The organism is Flavobacterium paronense (genome assembly GCF_030409795.1).
Lineage (GTDB): Bacteria > Bacteroidota > Bacteroidia > Flavobacteriales > Flavobacteriaceae > Flavobacterium > Flavobacterium paronense.
In genome coordinates this window covers 1,259,972-1,276,063 of the sequence record NZ_JAUFQN010000019.1, presented here as the reverse complement: position 1 = coordinate 1,276,063, position 16,092 = coordinate 1,259,972, and the positions used below count along the sequence as shown (strand labels likewise).

At 32.5% G+C, this 16,092-nt stretch carries 17 protein-coding genes; 11 read left to right on the top strand and 6 right to left on the bottom strand.

Annotation, left to right across the window (positions count from 1 at the left end):
* Positions 1-66: 66 nt before the first annotated feature.
* The 3 genes from QWY90_RS06885 (at position 67) to QWY90_RS06875 (ending at position 4,761) form a co-directional block, all read left to right on the top strand.
* Entirely contained in the window at positions 67-1,287 is a 1,221-nt protein-coding gene (locus QWY90_RS06885) for an RsmB/NOP family class I SAM-dependent RNA methyltransferase (RefSeq protein ID WP_290286945.1), read from the top strand.
* Positions 1,288-1,292: 5 nt separating this feature from the next.
* The gene (locus QWY90_RS06880) at positions 1,293-2,393 is read left to right on the top strand and encodes an endonuclease (RefSeq protein WP_290285137.1); all 1,101 of its coding nucleotides are present in this window, start codon (positions 1,293-1,295) and stop codon (positions 2,391-2,393) included.
* 172 nt (positions 2,394-2,565) lie between these two features.
* A complete protein-coding gene (locus QWY90_RS06875) occupies positions 2,566-4,761 on the top strand; it encodes a DUF349 domain-containing protein (RefSeq protein WP_290285136.1) in 2,196 nt (731 codons plus the stop codon).
* Positions 4,762-4,796: 35 nt separating this feature from the next.
* Here QWY90_RS06875 and QWY90_RS06870 read toward each other — a convergent pair whose 3' ends face one another.
* Together QWY90_RS06870 and pyrR are read right to left on the bottom strand one after the other, a co-directional pair.
* Positions 4,797-5,717, bottom strand: coding sequence for an aspartate carbamoyltransferase catalytic subunit (locus QWY90_RS06870; protein WP_290285135.1), 921 nt, complete (start codon positions 5,715-5,717; stop codon positions 4,797-4,799).
* 84 nt (positions 5,718-5,801) lie between these two features.
* Positions 5,802-6,335 carry a bifunctional pyr operon transcriptional regulator/uracil phosphoribosyltransferase PyrR gene (gene pyrR / locus QWY90_RS06865; protein ID WP_290285134.1) on the bottom strand — a complete coding sequence of 178 codons (534 nt, stop codon included), beginning with the start codon at positions 6,333-6,335 and terminating at the stop codon, positions 5,802-5,804.
* Positions 6,336-6,525: 190 nt separating this feature from the next.
* Here pyrR and QWY90_RS06860 point away from each other — a divergent pair, with 190 nt between their 5' ends.
* From QWY90_RS06860 to QWY90_RS06830, 7 genes are all read left to right on the top strand, one after another.
* Complete coding sequence (locus tag QWY90_RS06860; protein ID WP_290285133.1) at positions 6,526-7,287, top strand: Rossmann-like and DUF2520 domain-containing protein; 762 nt, start codon at positions 6,526-6,528, stop codon at positions 7,285-7,287.
* The gene (locus QWY90_RS06855; RefSeq protein WP_290285132.1) at positions 7,271-7,798 is read left to right on the top strand and encodes a KdsC family phosphatase; all 528 of its coding nucleotides are present in this window, start codon (positions 7,271-7,273) and stop codon (positions 7,796-7,798) included. The genes QWY90_RS06860 and QWY90_RS06855 overlap by 17 nt, the downstream gene beginning before the upstream one ends.
* Positions 7,799-7,821: 23 nt before the next feature.
* Positions 7,822-8,751 (top strand): geranylgeranylglycerol-phosphate geranylgeranyltransferase, encoded by a 930-nt coding sequence (locus QWY90_RS06850; protein ID WP_290285131.1) that lies wholly within the window; start codon positions 7,822-7,824, stop codon positions 8,749-8,751.
* Complete coding sequence (locus tag QWY90_RS06845) at positions 8,741-9,325, top strand: Maf-like protein (protein WP_290285130.1); 585 nt, start codon at positions 8,741-8,743, stop codon at positions 9,323-9,325. Before QWY90_RS06850 ends, QWY90_RS06845 begins: the two co-directional genes overlap by 11 nt.
* A 37-nt stretch (positions 9,326-9,362) precedes the next feature.
* Positions 9,363-10,571 (top strand): AI-2E family transporter, encoded by a 1,209-nt coding sequence (locus QWY90_RS06840; protein ID WP_290285129.1) that lies wholly within the window; start codon positions 9,363-9,365, stop codon positions 10,569-10,571.
* Between the two features lie 20 nt (positions 10,572-10,591).
* Positions 10,592-11,122 (top strand): mechanosensitive ion channel domain-containing protein, encoded by a 531-nt coding sequence (locus tag QWY90_RS06835; RefSeq protein ID WP_290285128.1) that lies wholly within the window; start codon positions 10,592-10,594, stop codon positions 11,120-11,122.
* A 217-nt stretch (positions 11,123-11,339) separates the two neighbouring features.
* Positions 11,340-11,720 (top strand): hypothetical protein, encoded by a 381-nt coding sequence (locus tag QWY90_RS06830; RefSeq protein ID WP_290285127.1) that lies wholly within the window; start codon positions 11,340-11,342, stop codon positions 11,718-11,720.
* Between the two features lie 96 nt (positions 11,721-11,816).
* On the opposite strand, the gene QWY90_RS06825 is transcribed toward QWY90_RS06830, so the two are convergent.
* From QWY90_RS06825 to QWY90_RS06810, 4 genes are read right to left on the bottom strand one after another with little or no spacing between them, the layout of a single operon-like run.
* Positions 11,817-12,152 (bottom strand): YtxH domain-containing protein, encoded by a 336-nt coding sequence (locus QWY90_RS06825; protein WP_290285126.1) that lies wholly within the window; start codon positions 12,150-12,152, stop codon positions 11,817-11,819.
* 26 nt (positions 12,153-12,178) lie between these two features.
* A complete protein-coding gene (locus QWY90_RS06820) occupies positions 12,179-12,838 on the bottom strand; it encodes a porin family protein (RefSeq protein WP_290285125.1) in 660 nt (219 codons plus the stop codon).
* Positions 12,839-12,877: 39 nt separating this feature from the next.
* The gene (locus QWY90_RS06815; protein WP_290285124.1) at positions 12,878-13,033 is read right to left on the bottom strand and encodes a lmo0937 family membrane protein; all 156 of its coding nucleotides are present in this window, start codon (positions 13,031-13,033) and stop codon (positions 12,878-12,880) included.
* The gene (locus QWY90_RS06810; protein WP_290285123.1) at positions 13,026-13,301 is read right to left on the bottom strand and encodes a hypothetical protein; all 276 of its coding nucleotides are present in this window, start codon (positions 13,299-13,301) and stop codon (positions 13,026-13,028) included. Before QWY90_RS06810 ends, QWY90_RS06815 begins: the two co-directional genes overlap by 8 nt.
* A 175-nt stretch (positions 13,302-13,476) precedes the next feature.
* Here QWY90_RS06810 and QWY90_RS06805 point away from each other — a divergent pair, with 175 nt between their 5' ends.
* Positions 13,477-15,990 carry a PIG-L family deacetylase gene (locus QWY90_RS06805; protein WP_290285122.1) on the top strand — a complete coding sequence of 838 codons (2,514 nt, stop codon included), beginning with the start codon at positions 13,477-13,479 and terminating at the stop codon, positions 15,988-15,990.
* The last annotated feature ends 102 nt before the right edge of the window (positions 15,991-16,092 follow it).

The following is a 16,092-nucleotide window of genomic DNA, read 5'->3' as shown; positions in this document are numbered from 1 at the left end:
GACCAATAAAATTTGATAAAGCATAACAAAAAAGCAATATCTTTGCCCGCTGATTTTTTTTACACTATGCGATTACACCGAAATTTAGTTTACACCACGATTGATTCTTTAAATGCTGTCTTCAACGAAGGGGAATATGCCGATAAAGTAGTCGCTCGTGCTTTAAAAAAAGATAAACGTTGGGGGAGTTCCGACCGTAAATTTGTTGCCGAAACTATTTATGAAGTTGTTCGTTGGAAAAGATTATACGCCGAAATTGCCGAAGTAAAAGAACCATTCAACAGAGAAGATTTATGGAGAATGTTTAGCGTCTGGGCAGTTCTAAGAGGTTATCCAATCCCAGACTGGAGACAACTTGAAGGAACTCCGGAACGAAAAATAAAAGGTAGATTTGATGAACTCTCTAAAATTAGAAAAATGCGGGAATCTATTCCTGATTGGATGGATGATTTAGGTGTAAAGGAATTAGGTGAAGCGCTATGGACCAAAGAAATTGCAGCACAAAACCAACCTGCGAAAGTTATTCTTCGTGTGAATACCTTAAAAACCACAAAAGAAAATCTTCATTCTCTTTTGATGGATTTAAATATTGAAACCGAATTTCTAAAAGATCAACCTGATGCCTTAGTCTTGAAAGAAAGAGCAAATGTGTTTTTAACCGATGCTTTTAAAGAAGGAATGTTCGAAGTTCAAGATGCTTCTTCTCAATTAGTAGCTGCTTTCTTAGACGTTCAGCCTGGAATGAGAGTCGTTGACACTTGCGCTGGAGCTGGTGGAAAAACATTACACATGGCCTCTTTAATGCAAAACAAAGGACAATTAATAGCCATGGATTTGTATGAAAGTAAGCTAAAACAATTAAAATTAAGAGCTAAAAGAAACGGCGCTTTCAACATAGAATACAGAATAATTGACTCTACCAAAGTTATCAAAAAACTACACGAAAAAGCAGATAGAGTATTAATTGACGCGCCATGCAGTGGTTTAGGTGTTTTAAAAAGAAACCCTGATGCCAAATGGAAATTACAACCTGAATTTATTGATAACATCAAAAAAGTACAAGCAGAAGTTTTAGAAAATTATTCTAAAATAGTAAAACCTGGTGGTAAGTTAGTTTATGCGACCTGCTCGATTTTACCTTCTGAAAATCAGGAACAAATTAAGCGTTTCTTAACAACTGAAACTGGAAAATCATTTACTTTTGTTAAAGAAACAAAAATCCTAGCCCAAGAAACTGGATTTGATGGATTTTACATGGCACTATTAGAACGAAAAAAAGAAATATAAAACAAATGAAAAAAATCTTTACCCTATTATTAATATCAAGCATTTCTATTGCTTTTTCACAAAACGGAGCGCCTGCGAACCCTTATTACAATGGATTTAATTGGAACTTAACCGGAGCAAATCTAAAAAATGCCTTAGCAACAAAAATAACAACTACGCATACACGTCTACTAAATTATTCTCAAACAGACAACGCATTAGCTATTTTAGATTTAGATCCTGCTGATGCTACCAACACAAATGTATTACTTGTCTATGGATTTAGTAACAACTTATGTCCAGTAGCTTCAAGTGATGACAAAGATCATAGAAGAAGAGATGCTAGCATGCAAGATGATGGATCTGCAAATCCATGTCTTTATAACAGAGAACACACATTTCCAAAAGCGCTGGGAGTTCCTGATTTGGGGACAAGCGGACCAGGTGCTGATTTACATCATTTAAGGGCAGCAGACAAAAAAAGAAATGCTGATAGAGATAATGACAAATATTTCAATGGCTCAGGAAATTCATTTGAAACTGGGTTGAATTGGTATCCTGGTGATGAATGGAAAGGAGATGTTGCAAGAATGATGATGTATATGTATTTAAGATATGGTGACCAATGCCTTCCAACTGCTGTTGGAGTAGGAACTCCAGTAGCTTCAGATGCTAACATGATAGATTTATTTTTACAGTGGAATGCTGATGACCCAGTTACCCAATTCGAAGATAACAGAAATACATATCTAGGAAATGCTTCAAACACTTACGGTCAAGGAAATAGAAATCCTTTTATTGACAATCCTTACTTAGCAACAGTAATATGGGGCGGACCAGTGGCTCAAAATAGATGGCCTACTATTTTTCTGGAAACACCAACATTTGATTTAGCGAATGCTGTTTCGGTTTATCCAAATCCGTCTAACGATTTTGTAAATATTTCAACTGTAATTGCTCTTGACGAAATTAATATTATAACTATTAACGGACAAGTTTTACAACAAATAAAAAATCCAATTTTTGAAAGTAACACCTACACAATTAGTAATTTACCAAAGGGTTTTTATTTCTTAAAACTATCTTCTGCTTCTAATTCGGTTACTAAAAAAGTATTGATAAACTAAATTCAAAAATCTAATATAAAGTAAACGCTGATGAAATTCCATCAGCGTTTTTTTGTTTTTAGTACTTAATTAGCTTTACTTTAATCGAGAAAACGTTGATTTACTTTGAACTTTAGCGCTTCTTTAGTATCTTTCGCCCTCAAAATGTGTAACCCTTAAAACATTTTATAAAATGTTAGAAGAAAAGAATGATAACCTGCTTGAAGCAGATGGAAACGTAGCCGATGAATCACAAGAAGTGACCATTGCTGAAAATCAAGAAATTCCTGTTGAAAACCAGAAGGAAGTAGAAACTTCGGTTGAAGAAGTAGCTCCAGTAGAGGAAGTTATTGAGGAAAAAGCTGCTGTTTTAACTCAAGAACTGTCAGAAGATGAACTCGAAGTTGCTGCCGAAAAAGAGGCTCTTGTGGAAGAGGCTATTGAAGTTGTAGCAGAACCAGAAATTGAAGATGTTGCTGAAAATATTGAAGAAGCTCCGACAGAAGAAACTCCATCTGAAGATACAATTATCGAATTAACTGATGAACAAGTTGCTAATGATACTTTTGTTGCACAAAATGCTAACCAATCAGCCATAAATGCCATTGAAGAAGTAAATGCAGAAGAAAGCGAAGACGAAACATTAAAAGACCGTCATGATATTCCAATGTTGGATTACGACACCTTGTCAATGGACCAATTGATTGATGAATTAGGAGAATTAGTAGTAGTTGAAAGATTAATGTCTGTTAAGGACCATGTTGAGGAACTAAAAAAATCATTCCTATCAAAATACCATCATTTTATTGATGAAAAGAAAGAAGAATTCCATGCTGAAAATCCGGAAACCACTGAAGATTTTCATTATCATTTTCCATTAAAAGTCAAATTTGACCAATTATATTCTCAATACAGAGACAAAAAAAACAATCATTTCCAAAGCTTACAAAACAATCTAAAAGCAAATTTAGAAAACAGATTGGCTATTGTAGAGGAATTGAAAAACCTAATACACAGTCAGGAAAGTATACCAGTTACATTAAAGAAATTCAACGATATCAGAGACCGTTGGAAAGTGGCTGGTCCAATTCCGAAAGACAAATACAATCACGTTTGGAATAACTATCACTTTCATCTAGAAAATTTCTACGATGTATTGCATTTGGATAGAGAAATTCGCGATTTAGATTTCAAACACAACTTAGTTCAAAAACTTAAGATCATTGAGCGTGTTGAAGAATTAGTAAAAGAAGAAGACATTAACAAAGCGTTCCGCGAATTGCAGGATTTACATCGAATCTGGAAAGAAGATATTGGACCAGTTTCAAGAGATAACCGTGAAGAAATTTGGAATCGATTCAGTGAATTAACCAAACAAATGCACGACAAACGGGAAGGTTTATTTGAAAAACTGCGCGAAGTAGAAACAGCAAATCTTGAAAAGAAAAAAGAAATCATTGCTCAGATTGAAATTTTAGCGCAAGAAAAAGTAAACTCTCATAGCGCTTGGTTAGCTCAAATAGTAAAAGTAGAAGCGTTGCGCGATAAGTTCTTCGGAGCAGGAAAAGTTCCGTCAGAAGTTACTGATCAAACCTGGACCGAATTTAAAAATGCAGTTAGAAGTTTCAACGTATTGAAAAACTCTTTCTATAAAGACATTAAAAAAGACCAAAACGATAATCTTGCTAAAAAACAAGCCTTGGTAGCTAAGGCTCATGAATTAAAAGATAGTACTGACTTTGCCGCTACTACTCCACTTTTCAAACAAATTCAGGAAGAATGGAAAACAATTGGTCATGTGCCCAGAAAATTTTCAGATAAACTTTGGACTGAATTTAGAGCTGCTTGTAACGAGTATTTTGAAAAGCTAAAAGAGCAAAAAACAGAATTGAATGCTGAAGAAGTTGAAGCATTTGAAAAAAAGAAAGCCTATTTAGAAACTATAAAATCGTTTGAACTTATAGGAGAACACAAAGCCGATTTAGATGCCATAAAAGCGCATATCGAAACATGGAAAAGTTTTGGTAAAGTTCCTTTTGCACGCAGACACATCGAAGGAAAATTCAATAAAATCCTGGATGCTTTGTTTGAAAAATTAAGCTCAAGTAAAAAAGACAATGAAATGGTGCGTTATGCTAATCGTTTAGATAATCTTTCCGGAGCTGAAAATAGCCGGAAATTAGACAACGAGAAAGTATTTATCATGCGTAAAATTGAGGAAGTACAAAGCAATCTTTTCCAATTAGAAAATAACATTCAGTTTTTTGGACGAGTAAAAGCTGATAATCCAATGGTGAAAGAAGTAATGGACAATATTGAAAAACAAAAAGAAGAATTAGCTACATGGAAAGAAAAGCTAAAACAACTTAGAAGCATCAAATCAGAATAAATCAAAAATCCCGACTCGTTCGGGATTTTTTATGGTTATATTTTAGAAGCCAAAAGATAGATTACAGCCATTCGAATGGCAACACCGTTTTCGACTTGATCTAAGATAACAGACTGTTTAGAGTCAGCGACATCTGAAGTGATTTCAACACCACGATTTATTGGTCCCGGATGCATGATGACAATTTCTTTAGACAAGGAATCTAAAAGCTGTTTGTCAACACCATATTGTTGTGCATATTCTCTTGTTGACGGAAAGTAATTCACATCCATTCGTTCGTTTTGAACGCGAAGCATATTGGCCACATCACACCATTCAAGTGCTTTACGCAAATTAGATTCCACAGATACACCAAGACTTTCAATATGTTTTGGAATTAAGGTTTTTGGTCCGCATACTTTTACTTCGGCTCCTTGCATTTGCAGTGCATAGATATTGGATAATGCTACACGCGAATGCAAAATATCACCGACAATTACAACTTTCTTTCCTCCTACTTCACCTAACTTTTCTTTGATGGAATAACTGTCCAACAACGCTTGAGTCGGATGTTCGTGTGCTCCGTCTCCGGCGTTTATGATGCTTGCTTTTACGTTTTGTGATAAGAAATAAGCCGCGCCAGGATTCGCATGACGCATGACAACCATATCTACTTTCATTGATAGAATATTGTTTACAGTATCAATAAGTGTTTCGCCTTTTTTTACTGAGGATTGTGCTGCTGAAAAACTAATTACATCGGCGGATAATCTTTTTTGAGCTAACTCAAAAGACAATTTAGTTCTTGTACTGTTTTCGAAAAAGATATTGGCAATAGTAATGTCGCGCAGTGAAGGCACTTTTTTGATTGGCCGATTGATGACTTCTTTGAAATGGTCAGCCGTTTCAAATATCAAATCGATATCTTGTTTATTCAGATATTTTATCCCTAATAAATGGTTAACTGATAGTTCCAATTGTTATATGTTGTAAGTTGTGTTGAATCTATATTCTTTATTTTCTTTTGCTTCTTGTTTATTTCTTCTGGTTTCTTTTTTCTCTTAAATCAAATAAACCGCATCTTCCCCATCCTTCTCTTTCCAGCAAACTTTTACTTTTTCATCATTAATGACATCTACCTGGCGACCTCGATAATCAGGTTGAATTGGGAGATGCCTACTGAATCTTCTGTCAATCAACACTAATAACTCAATTTCTGATGGTCTTCCAAAAGATTGTATGGCGGTTAGTCCTGCGCGTATACTTCTTCCAGTGAAAAGTACATCATCAATAAAAACTACTTTTTTATCTTCTACCAGAAAATCAATTTGGGTTTTATTTGCCTCTAATTGTTTTTCGCCACGACGGAAATCATCACGAAAAAAAGTAATATCTAAAAATCCTAATGATATATTTTTGATGTTGTAATCAGTTTCTAAAATGGTCTTTAATCTTTCGGCTAGAGAAACTCCGCGAGGTTGTATGCCGATAAGAACTGAATTGGAAAAATCAAGATGATTTTCGATTAACTGACAAGCCAAACGATGGAGTATGATATTGACTTCTTTGGAAGTGAGCAATACTTTTTGACTCATGATAGTGTTGTTTGGGTTGTAAAAGTAGTATTTTTTATTGAGTGTGTCAACCAGATAGGTGAATTTTGTATTAACTTGTAACTGTGTTCAATTTAGTTATTGTCATTATTGGTTTCGTCCAATTAAAGCCTGATTAAAAACATAATCGGAATATTCTAAAAAAGAAATTATTTTTCGATAATTTAGCCCCATGATTCGAGTGTCAATAATTGGTTCTGGAAATGTTGCCCAACATCTTATTCAAGAGTTTAGTAAAACTACTGATATTGAATTGGTTCAAGTATTTGCCAGAAACCAAGAATCAGTTGCCCAATTGATTTCGGTTGACAAAATCATTGTAAATTTAAATGAACTTAAGCTTGTTGACGTAACTATTATTGCTGTTACTGATGAAGCTATAGCAGCTGTTTCTAACCAAATTCCCTTCGAAAATCAATTAGTGGCGCATACATCGGGCAGTATTGCTATTGAAGCAATAAATAGTAAAAATCGTCAAGGTGTTTTTTATCCTTTGCAAACATTCACCAAATCAAAAGAAATCAATTTTAAAACCACTCCGATTTGCTTAGAAGCTCAAAATGATAATGATTTAAAAACGCTTCAAATGGTTGCCAAATCAATTTCGAATGTTGTCTTTCATATTAATTCCGAACAAAGAAAAGCATTACATGTTGCTGCTGTTTTTGTTTGTAATTTTGTCAATCATTTATATCAAATAGGAAACGATATTTGCATTGAAAATGATTTGTCTTTTGACCTATTAAAGCCATTAATTCAAGAAACAGCCAATAAAATTTTGACGCTTTCGCCAAATGAAGCGCAAACCGGACCAGCTAAAAGAAAAGATACACAGACCATAAATGCTCATTTGAATTACTTAACAAATGACAACCAAAAAGAACTATATAAATTGCTAACAAAATCTATTATCGATAATGGAAAAAAGTTATAAAGAAATTCTAAACGACATCACGACCTTTATCCTTGATGTTGATGGCGTATTAACCGACAGTTCTGTTCATGTTACTCCAACTGGTGAAATGCTGAGAATCATGAACATTCGCGATGGTTTTGCTATGAAAGCTGCCATGGAAAGTGGTTATAATGTATGTATTATTTCTGGTGGAAATAACGAAGGTGTTCGCATTCGTTTGAAAAATTTGGGAATTACGGATATACACTTGGCATCATCAGATAAAGTAACCACTTTTAAAGAATACATTGAATTATACAATATCAATCCAGAACACGTTTTATACATGGGCGATGATATTCCCGACTTTCATGTGATGCAATTAGTTGGTTTGCCAACATGCCCACAAGATGCCAGTCCGGAAATAAAAGCCATTTCTAAATATATTTCACATATCAATGGCGGTAAAGGAGCCGTCCGAGATGTCATTGAACAAGTGATGAAAGTGCAAGGCAAATGGCATATGTATTATAACGGCAAACACGATTAACCAAATAACTAAATTAACCATAAATGAAGTATTTTAAATTAATACGTTACCAAAACTTACTGCTTCTTGCTTTCATGCAATTGCTTTTTCGTTATGGATTTTTAAAATTTCAAAACATATTTTTATCTCTAAATGATTGGCAATATGGACTATTAGTTCTTGCCACAGTTTTAATTGCAGCTGCTGGTTATATTATCAATGACATTTTAGATCAGGAAACAGATTATGATAACAAAAAAGAGAATATAATTGTTGGTAAATCCCTATCCGAAAAAGCAGCTTATAATTTCTATTTTGTTCTCAATATAACTGGTGTTGGCATTGGTTATTATTTGGCAAGTGTAATTCACAAACCTAGCTTTGCCGGTGCGTTTATTATCATTTCAGCCACTTTATACATGTATGCTACGAGTTTAAAACAAATGCTTTTAATTGGTAATATCATTGTGGCTTTGCTCCTATCATTTAGTGTTATTATCATTGGTCTTTTTGACTTATTACCGGCTACTTATGATGGCAATCAAGCCGAAATGGGAGTTATGTTTTCGATATTAATTGACTATGCTGTCTTTGCGTTTATAATAAATTTGATACGTGAAATTGTTAAAGACATGGAAGATGTAGAAGGTGATTATAATAACGGAATGAGTACACTGCCAATAGCTATTGGAAATGAAAAGACTTCAAAAATTGTTGGAGTATTGGGCATAATTGCTACATTAATTTTATTATGGTATATCAATAGTAATTTAATGTCTTCAAAGCTTTATTATGCCGTTATTTATGGTTTGTTATTTATTGTTGCCCCCATGATTTTCTTTGTCGTTAAAATATTAAATGCTAAAACAAAAGAAGATTTCCATTTATTGAGTGTCATTTTAAAATGGATAATATTTTTTGGGATACTTTCCATTTTAGCTATCAATTTAAACATAATGCAAAATGTTAAGTGATAAACTTAAAGTTTATAAAATAATCTTAGCTTCTGGTTCACCAAGAAGGCAACAGTTTTTCAAAGATTTAGACCTTGATTTTGAAATTCGATTAAAAGATATCGAAGAAATTTATCCGGATAATTTGCAAGGTTTGGAAATTACCAACTATTTAGCCCAACTAAAAGCCAATGCTTTCAACGGAGAAATAGCTGTAAATGAACTTGTAGTAACAAGCGATACAATTGTTTGGCTCAATAATAAAGCCTTGGGAAAACCAAAAGATTATGATGACGCTTTTGCTATTTTAAGATCATTATCAAATGAAACGCACGAAGTAATTACTTCGGTTTGCTTTACAACGATTAACAAAACAGAAACTATTTTTGATGTTACTAAAGTGACTTTCAATCAGCTTACTGATGAAGCAATACATTATTATCTCGATAACTACAAACCTTTTGACAAAGCTGGTGCTTATGGCATTCAGGAATGGATTGGATTAGTTGGCATTACCAGAATTGATGGTTCATATACTAATGTTGTTGGACTTCCAACTGAGAAAGTATATCAGTATTTGAGCAATTACGAGTGAAAGAAAAAAAAGGTAACTTTACTAAAAATAAACTATTATGACTGAAACAATAAAATATCCTTTTTATATCAAGCTTACAGCCATATTACTTTGCTTGATTGGACTATTTGTTATTTTATACTTTGGCCAAGATATTATTTTTCCCATATTACTTTCATTACTTTTTGCCATCATTCTTCGTCCGGTTGTCACATTTTTGACTAGGAGATTAAGATTTCCACATTTAATAGCTGTGATTTTCGCTATTGTTTTATTTGTATTAATTTTTTTAGGACTCTTCTATTTTATATCACTTCAAGTTACTGATATGGCTGATGATTGGGGGAAAATAAAAAATAATTTTTACTATCATATTGAACATTTTCAACAAATAATTAGAGATAATTTCCATTTAAGCAAAAGAGAACAAATAGAAATTATAGACAATGCAGCAAAAAATAGTTTTAAATCGGGTAACGAAATTGTTGGTAGTACCTTAAATTCATTTAGTGACTTATTATTAACTGTAACATTAATACCTATTTATACTTTTCTGTTTTTGTTGTATCAAAATCATTTTATCATTTTTTTTACCAAACTATACAAACCTGAAAATCACAAAAAACTTCGCGAAGTTTTATTTCAAATCAAAATTGCAGTTCAAAGCTATGTAGTTGGATTGTTATTCGAAATGGTTGCCGTTTCGATTCTAACCACTATTGGTTTGTACTTAATTGGAGTAGAATATTTCATTTTACTTGGAATCATAACTGGTATTTTAAATTTGGTTCCTTACATAGGAATATTGTTTGCTGGAGGGTTAAGTATAGTTGTATCACTTTCTGGTTCAACAGATTTATCTATAGTTATTGGAGTAATTGTAGTTAATATAGTTGTACAACTTATAGATAATAACATTTTAGTTCCGCTATTTGTTAATTCAAAAGTACAAATCAATGCGTTTGTGTCTATTGTTGGTATAATTATCGGTAATGTTTTAGGAGGTATTACAGGAATGTTTTTAGCAATTCCAATAATTGCTATTATAAAAGTAATTTTTGACAGAATAGATTCTTTAGAACCATGGGGTTATTTGTTGGGTGACGATTTACCAAAAACTTTTGAATGGCACAAAATCAGATTACCACATTATAATTATCATAATACCACAACAGCTTTAGATTTCAATACTGATGATACTGAAACTAACCCTATAAAAAACGCTCAAGAAAACAATGAAAATATTCTTGAAAACACAATTGATTAATAATTATCACAACTATAATCATGTCCTTTTTTTCTAATTTTATTAAAGAAGTTATAGCAACTGGAGTACTTTTACTCATTATTATATTTCTAAGAATTATTACGGCAAAACTGATTCGTCGTTACGCTAAATTGTCCTCTATTATGGAACATAGAACCAATTTGGTCATAAAATACATTCACTTATTAATAAATATCTTGGCAATAATTTGCCTAATTATAATTTGGGGTGTACAAAAAAAAGACATTCTTTTTACTTTATCCTCGGTCACAACCGTTGTTGGTGTTGCCATGTTTGCCCAATGGTCTATCTTAAGTAATATTACTTCGGGTATTATTTTATTTTTCTTTTTCCCATTTCGAATAGGAGATATTATTCAGGTACATGATAAAGACTTCCCTATTAAAGCCGAAATTGAAGATATAAAAGCGTTTCATATTTATTTAAAAACTGATAAAGGAGAACGCATTACCTATCCCAATAACTTACTTCTTCAGAAAGGTATTTCTATTATCAAATCTAAATATGAAGAAAAAGAATTTATGGATTGACATTTCACTTCTAATACTTATTAAAGTATTGTTAAACAACAAAATAAATACTATTTTTCTTAAAAATAAATAAATAAAATGTATTTTATCGATTATTTATACTTTTTAACTGATTTTTTTAAAATGTATTTTATATATTTGTAATGATAATTTTTATGTTTTGTAAAATGATTGTATCATTTTTTGCCCCAAAACTTAAAACAAAAAAGTCAAAATCATGAAATCATTAAAAAAAATATTCGTAATGTTGTTTCTTTTCACTTGTTATCTATCAAGTGCACAAACAGCTAAAGATGAAATATCTTCATTGCCTATTGATTCAAAAACGAACTGTTATGTTCGGTATTATTATTTTCCAAATCTTGAGGCCTATTTTGACAACCTTGAACTAGTATACCATTATAAGATAAATGGAGAATGGCAAAAAGCAGAAAATTTACCAACTAACTATGGTGGGTATTCAATTTATAATAAAGTAAGAGTAGCAATTACAGATTTTGATGGAGAAGAACCATACCAACTTCTTGCAACTCACAAAAAGATGTATCCTTATAATTCTAAAGGCCGATTTACAAATCAAACTGCATCTTCCGATTAAGTTCATTCATGTTTTTTTAAGTTAATAATTAGATGAAAAAAACCTCTTATGTTATAAGAGGTTTTTTTTGTAACTATCACTTTTTATAGTTAAACGTTAGTGTTTTTTATGATTTAGCGCATCTGCTTCCTGATCCAATTGATTATCGATAACGCTTTTAAAATTTCCTGATTTCTTTTGTATTTCCTTTTCAATTTTAATTCCTTTATCTTTCAAAAATTCGGCCTCTTTTTTTGCTTTCTTTTTTAAAACTTTTATTTCATCATCCATTTTTTCCTTAAAATTTCTTGTCATTTTTTTGGCGCTCCCAACAATACTCTTTCTTGTTTTTGAACCTTTTTTAGGTGCAAATAATACTCCTAAGGTTGCTCCTGTTGCTGCCCCAATTATTAATGCCCCTATTACTTTCATACTATCGCTTGAATTTTTCATTTGTTTTAATTTTAAATTAATATTTGCTAAAATTTGTATCCCAATGTTAACTGATACCACATGTTTTTATATCGTGGTGTATCTGAAGTACCATCACCATTATTAGTTTTTAAATCCCATCCTGCTCTGGCTCCTATTACTAATTTGTCAATATTAACATCTATACCACCAATTAAACAAAAGGTGTTTTTTCTAATATTATCATTGTTAAAAGCTTGCTCTTGCGTTGCATTTACAGTAGCACTTGTAAATTCATTTTTCTCGCTCATTAAGAAAGAAAATTGTGGACCAGCCAATATTGAGATGTACTCACTTGGTCTAATAGCTACAAAAAGTGGAATATCTAAATAATCTGTAGTTCGTGTATAATTATATGGGCTTCCAAATAATGTCCCCGAACCTTTAAACCCTTTTTGAGAGTACAATACCTCAGGTTGAATGGCAAATAATTTCCCTAAAGGAATAGTAACAAATCCACCTGCAACAAAACCTAATTTAGCATCAGCAACAAAGTCTTCACCTTGGCTATCATATACATTTGAGTAGTTTGCTCCTAATTTTGCTCCTAAAATAATATTCTTTCTGGTATCAGAATCACTAGTGCTTTTGGCTTTTATTGTTTCTTGAGCTTTTGCACCTGTATGAATAGTTATAGCTATAATTATAGCAAGAATTGATTTTTTCATTTTGTTTTTTTTATTGTTTTTAATTATAAATGTTAATTTTTAAACTACATTTTCTCCTTTGATAACTCTAACTAATATGGCAATAATTGCAATAACTAAAAGAATGTGGATTAGATTACCCATTCCGAATGCAAAAAACCCTAAAGCCCATAATATTATTAAGATTACAGCAACCGTGTACAGTAGATTATTCATGATATTTTATTTTTAAGTTGTTAATAAATTTGTCTGGTAATGTTTCTTTAATAATCTTAACAACTTCTGACTCCTTTTTATTGAGGCGTTTTTCAATTCTTTTAAATAAGTCCTTTTCTCCATCCCTTTGAAATTCTAAATCGGAGGGTGTTAATTGTGGAAACTTTCTTCTCAGTAGTTTTGATTGTAAATCCCAATCTCCTGAAATTTTAAATATTTCAAGTTCTTTTTTATTAATAGTATCCATAATATGTGGTGTTAAAATCATAGTACAAAATTGGTTAATACGATGGCTTTAAAAGTTACACTATTAAAGAAATTAGTTATATATATACTACAAAAATTAAAGTTGGTAAATTGTTAAATAAACTATAAACCAATATCTACCAATCCGAAACTATAAACAAGAATTAGTATATTTGAGCAATGGCAAACCATTTCCAATGAAACACTTTATACTATACTTGCTACTTATATTAAGCTTAAAAGGAGTAGCACAACAACCAGCAAAACCTAATGCAGTTGAGTTGTATAATCAAATCCAGAAACTTAACTTTCTGGGTTCTGTCTTATATATTGCAGCACATCCTGATGATGAAAACACACGTTTGATTGCCTATTTATCCAATACTATAAAAGCACAAACCGGCTATTTATCTTTAACTCGTGGCGACGGAGGGCAAAACTTAATTGGTCCGGAACTTCGCGAACAACTTGGAGTAATAAGAACACAAGAGCTCATAGAAGCTCGTAAAATTGATGGCGGTGTACAATTCTTTTCGCGTGCCAATGACTTTGGATTTTCCAAAAACCCAGATGAAACATTGCAAATTTGGGATAAAGACCAAGTGTTGAGTGATGTCATTTGGGTAATCAGAAAGTTTCAACCTGATGTAATCATTAACCGTTTTGATCATCGTTCTCCCGGAACAACACATGGCCATCACACTTCATCTGCTATGCTGAGTTATGAAGCTTTTGACAAAGTAAACGATGCCTCCGTTTTTCCAAATCAGTTACAGTTCACATCGATTTGGCAACCAAAGCGTTTATTTTTTAACACTTCGTGGTGGTTTTACGGTAGCAAAGAAATGTTTGATGCTGCCGATAAAAGTAATTTAAGCAAACTACAAATCGGAACCTATTACCAATCGTTAGGAAAATCCAATCAGGAAATTGCTGCGCTTAGTAGAAGTCGCCATCAGTCACAGGGATTTGGTTCTACAGGAACTCGAGGCGAAGATGAAGAATATTTGGAATTCCTAAAAGGTGATTCACCTACAGATAAAACTAACCTTTTTGACGGAATAGATACAACTTGGAATCGTATTAAAGGCGGAAAGGAAATCGGAGATATTCTTGCCAACGTAGAAAAAAACTTTGATTTTAAAAACCCATCAGCTTCTATAAATGAATTAGTCAAAGCTTATTCTTTGATTGATAATTTAGACAATTCACACTGGAGAACAGTAAAATCAGAAGAAATAAAAAAGATAATTGCTGGTTGTACTGGCTTATATTTAGAAGCTGTTTCTGAGGTACAAGAAGTAACACCCAATAGCAGTATTAAATTGAAAATTGAAGCTATCAATAGAAGTACTGTAGCGATGAACTTGACTGGCATTGGTGCTGTGCCTACTTATATTCACGAAGATGAACAAAAAAATGTAGAACTTAAAAACAATATTCCGTTTACAAAAACGATTTTACTTGATCTTACAAAGAGTTTTAATGAAGGTCTAAAATTTGAATACACCAATCCCTATTGGCTTAATCAAATGGGAACCGTTGGCATGTATCGTGTAGATAACCAAGAAAATATTGGCATTCCAGATGTGATACGCCAAGTAAAAGTTGGTTTTTGGATTGAAATAAATGGAGTTGAAATCCCTTTTGAACGAAACGTAGTCTACAAATACAACGACGATGTAAAAGGAGAAGTCTATCAACCACTGGATATTGTCCCTGCTGTGACTTCAGTGTTCGCCGAGAAAGTTTATATTTTCAATAACGATAGAGACAAAACTATTACTGTAAAAGTAAAAGCAGGTAAAGATGCCATTAATGGTAACGTAAAACTAGTAATGCCTCAAGGTTGGGAAGTATCTCCAATAGAAATTCCTTTTTCTATCGATAAAAAAGGACAAGAAGTTTTGGCTGTTTTCAGCGTTTCTCCATCAAAAGAAGTCAGCGAAATAAACATCAAAAGCATTGTAACCGTTGACGGACAAACCTACAATTTAAATAAAATAGACATAAATTATCCGCACATATACAAACAAATGGTGCTGAAACCTGCTGAAACCAAAGCGATTCGTTTGAAAATTAAAACCAAGAATGAAAAGATTGCTTACATCATGGGTGCTGGAGACGAAGTTCCTAAAAGCTTAGCTCAAATGGGCTATGAAGTTGACATCATTAAACCAGATGAAATTTCTACAGAAAAGCTTGAAAACTATGATGTTGTTATGACCGGAATTCGTGCTTATAATACTGTAAACGCCTTAGCATTCAAGCAAAATATTTTGTTAGATTTTGTCAAAAACGGCAAAACGATGATTGTACAATACAACACTACAGACGATTTAGTTACTAAAGACATGTCTCCGTTTCCCTTAAAAATTTCCCGGGACAGAGTTACAGAAGAAAATGCAGAAGTCCGCTTTTTGAATCCAAACCATCCGGTATTGAATTATCCAAATAAAATCACTCAAGAAGATTTCAAAGATTGGAAACAAGAACAAGGTTTATATTATCCAAACGAATGGGATGCTGCCTTTACTCCTATTCTTTCTTCCAACGACAAAGGTGAGAACCCAAAAAACGGAGCGTTATTAATAGCTAAATATGGCAAAGGAAACTATGTATATACAGGTTTAAGTTTCTTTAGAGAATTACCCGAAGGTGTTTCTGGCGCTTTTAGATTATTGGCAAACATCATAGCAATAGGAGAATAATTATGGAAAATAAAAAAACAAGCGCATGGAAAAACAGCTATACTTGGGTTTTAGTTATTAATGCTATTTATATTATTGTGTTTTTTCTTTTAATGCAATTAT

Bases quoted from the DNA above. Each gene is read 5' to 3' on its own strand.
- QWY90_RS06820 (WP_290285125.1), bottom strand. From the start codon at position 12,838: ATGAAAAAATCAATTCTTGCTATAATTATAGCTATAACTATTCATACA.
- QWY90_RS06825 (WP_290285126.1), bottom strand. From the start codon at position 12,152: ATGAAAAATTCAAGCGATAGTATGAAAGTAATAGGGGCATTAATAATT.
- QWY90_RS06840 (WP_290285129.1), top strand. From the start codon at position 9,363: ATGACTGAAACAATAAAATATCCTTTTTATATCAAGCTTACAGCCATA.
- pyrR (WP_290285134.1), bottom strand. From the start codon at position 6,335: ATGAGTCAAAAAGTATTGCTCACTTCCAAAGAAGTCAATATCATACTC.
- QWY90_RS06805 (WP_290285122.1), top strand. From the start codon at position 13,477: ATGAAACACTTTATACTATACTTGCTACTTATATTAAGCTTAAAAGGA.
- QWY90_RS06850 (WP_290285131.1), top strand. From the start codon at position 7,822: ATGAAGTATTTTAAATTAATACGTTACCAAAACTTACTGCTTCTTGCT.
- QWY90_RS06875 (WP_290285136.1), top strand. From the start codon at position 2,566: ATGTTAGAAGAAAAGAATGATAACCTGCTTGAAGCAGATGGAAACGTA.
- QWY90_RS06855 (WP_290285132.1), top strand. From the start codon at position 7,271: ATGGAAAAAAGTTATAAAGAAATTCTAAACGACATCACGACCTTTATC.
- QWY90_RS06830 (WP_290285127.1), top strand. From the start codon at position 11,340: ATGAAATCATTAAAAAAAATATTCGTAATGTTGTTTCTTTTCACTTGT.
- QWY90_RS06845 (WP_290285130.1), top strand. From the start codon at position 8,741: ATGTTAAGTGATAAACTTAAAGTTTATAAAATAATCTTAGCTTCTGGT.
- QWY90_RS06885 (WP_290286945.1), top strand. From the start codon at position 67: ATGCGATTACACCGAAATTTAGTTTACACCACGATTGATTCTTTAAAT.
- QWY90_RS06860 (WP_290285133.1), top strand. From the start codon at position 6,526: ATGATTCGAGTGTCAATAATTGGTTCTGGAAATGTTGCCCAACATCTT.
- QWY90_RS06880 (WP_290285137.1), top strand. From the start codon at position 1,293: ATGAAAAAAATCTTTACCCTATTATTAATATCAAGCATTTCTATTGCT.
- QWY90_RS06815 (WP_290285124.1), bottom strand. From the start codon at position 13,033: ATGAATAATCTACTGTACACGGTTGCTGTAATCTTAATAATATTATGG.
- QWY90_RS06810 (WP_290285123.1), bottom strand. From the start codon at position 13,301: ATGATTTTAACACCACATATTATGGATACTATTAATAAAAAAGAACTT.
- QWY90_RS06835 (WP_290285128.1), top strand. From the start codon at position 10,592: ATGTCCTTTTTTTCTAATTTTATTAAAGAAGTTATAGCAACTGGAGTA.